The following is a 2,467-nucleotide window of genomic DNA, read 5'->3' on the forward strand; positions in this document are numbered from 1 at the left end:
CGAGGGTCTGCCGGTGAAGCGGAGCGAGGAGATCGTGGAGATTCTGGAGGCGTACGACCTCACCGGGAGTTACCGGGCGGCGGCGGAGCTGGCCGGGTGTGACCACCACACCGTGGCCCGCTATGTCGCGCTGCGGGAGGCGGGGCAGCCGCCGGTCGCTCGGGAGCATCGGGCCCGGCCGATCGACGACTATCTGGACAAGATCGAGGAGCTGGTCGCCCGCTCCAACGGGCGGGTCCGCGCCGACGTCGTGCATCAGTGCCTGGTGGCGATGGGCTTCACCGGTGGGGAGCGCACCACCCGCCGCGCGGTGGCGGAGGTCAAGGCGCGGCTGCGGGCCGGGCAGCGCCGGGTGTTCCGGCCGTGGGTGACCGAGCCGGGGCTGTGGCTGCAGTGGGACTGGGGCGAGGGACCCCGGGTCGGTGGGCGACGCACGAACCTGTGGTGCGCGTGGCTGGCCTGGTCCCGCTTCCGTGTGGTCATCGCGGTCTGGGACCGCACTCTCCCGACGATCGTGGCCTGTCTGGACACCACCCTGCGCCGGCTGGGCGGGGTGCCGACCTACGCGCTGACCGACAACGAGCGCACCGTCTCGGTCGATCACGTCGCCGGGGTCGCGGTCCGGCACCCGGAGATCGTCGCGGTCGGCCGGCACTACGGCATGAGCATCCGCACCTGCGTGCCCGCCGATCCGCAGTCCAAGGGCGGGTCGGAGGCGACGGTGCGCATCGCGAAGGCCGACCTCGTGCCCACCGAGGTCAACCTGGCCGAGGAGTATCGGGTGTTCGGCCAGCTCGAAGCCGCCTGCCGACAGTGGTGCGAGCAGGTCAACGCCCGCCCGCACCGGGAGACCCGCCGCCCACCGGTGCAGATGCTCGCTGAAGAGCGCGCGCGGTTGCATCCGCTGCCGACTCAACCGTTCACCGTCGCGTTCGGCACCACGCGGCGGGTGAACTGGGACGCCACCGTCTCGGTCGAGGGGGTGCGCTACTCGGTGCCCCACCAGCTGGTCGACACCCGGGTCTGGGTCCGCTTCCACGGCGACGACCTCGTCGTCACCGCGGTCGGTGAGCAGGGGCCGACGGAGGTCGCGCGGCATTCGCGATCCACCCCGGGCAGTCCGTCGATCCAAGCTGAGCACTACCCGCCCCAGTCGGCGGCCGCCGCCGCGCACGGCGAACGCATCCCACGGGCGACGAGCGCGGCCGAGGCCGAGTTCCTGGCGCTCGGGCCCGGCGCCGCATCGTGGCTGGTCGAGGCCGCCGCCGCGGGCGCGCGCGGAGTGCGGCGCAAGATGACCGAAGCGGTCGCGTTGGCCAAGCTGCACCCACCCGGGCAGGTCGACCAAGCGCTCGGGACCGCGGCGGTCGCCGGCCGGTTCGCCGAGAACGACGTGCTGCGCATCCTCGCCCACCAGGCCGGCGAGACGATCAGCAAGCCGCCGGCCCGAGCGAGTGAGACCCACAGCCTCCAGCCAGGCACCGCAGCATGGTCCGGCTTCGGCGTCACCCCCGCTGAGATCCTGATCGAGCAGCAGCCCGACCCGGCAGGAGATCCGGCATGAGCGCCACGACGACCAGGACGGTCGCGCCCTCAGCGGGTGACCCGCTGGCTGAAGCGGTCGAGCTCACCAAGCGGTTGAAGCTGCCGCACATCCGCCGCCATCTCGTGGAGCTGGTCCCGACCGCGCGGGCGCAGCGCTGGGACCACGCCGAACTCGTCCGGGTGCTGCTCGCCGAGGAAGCCGCCGGCCGGGACGCGACGAACCTGCGCACCCGCCGCGCCCGCGCCGGGTTCCCCGCCGGGAAGACCCTGCACGACTGGGACGCGACCGCGTCCTGCATCCCCCGGCCCACCCAGGACGCGCTCACCAGCCTGGAGTGGGTCGGGCGACGGGAGAACCTGTGTGTCTGCGGCCCGTCGGGGACCGGGAAGTCGCACTTCTGCGAGGCGCTCGGGCAGGCCGCGGTCGAGGCCGGGATGACCGTCGCCTGGTTCACCATCGAAGACCTCGGCGCCCTGGTCCGCCGCCACCGCGCCGACGACTCGATCACCCGCGCCCTGGCCCGGCTGATTCGCACCGACCTGATCATCATCGACGACATCGGACTACTCCCGGTCAGCCCGGACGCGGCCGAAGGGTTCTACCGGCTCGTCGACGCCGCCTACGAACGCCGCTCCCTCGCGATCAGTTCGAACCTCCACCCGTCGGGGTTCGACGAGATCATGCCCAAGACCCTCGCGACAGCGACCGTCGACCGACTACTGCACCACGCCCACATCGTCGTCACCCAAGGTGACAGCTACCGGCTCGCGCAAGCGACATCCGGGAAGGGGGTGACGGCCTTGACCTGACCCCGAACGACCCGAGGCGGGGAACTATCTGGCCGCCGTCGGGGAGAACTATCTGGCCACCAGTGGGGACAACTCCTGGCCGCCAGCGGGGAGAACGAACTGGCCATTGACA

Annotated in this window: 2 protein-coding genes; both read left to right on the top strand. The window is 72.1% G+C overall.

Annotated features, from left to right (window positions below; translation table 11 throughout):
- The first annotated feature begins 13 nt into the window (after nt 1-13).
- The gene (gene istA / locus RM445_RS31855; RefSeq protein WP_311560580.1) at nt 14-1,564 is read left to right on the top strand and encodes an IS21 family transposase; all 1,551 of its coding nucleotides are present in this window, start codon (nt 14-16) and stop codon (nt 1,562-1,564) included.
- A complete protein-coding gene (gene istB / locus RM445_RS31860) occupies nt 1,561-2,355 on the top strand; it encodes an IS21-like element helper ATPase IstB (protein ID WP_311560579.1) in 795 nt (264 codons plus the stop codon). Before istA ends, istB begins: the two co-directional genes overlap by 4 nt.
- The last annotated feature ends 112 nt before the right edge of the window (nt 2,356-2,467 follow it).

It is taken from the genome of Pseudonocardia charpentierae, from assembly GCF_031845345.1.
GTDB classification, from domain to species: domain Bacteria; phylum Actinomycetota; class Actinomycetes; order Mycobacteriales; family Pseudonocardiaceae; genus Pseudonocardia; species Pseudonocardia charpentierae.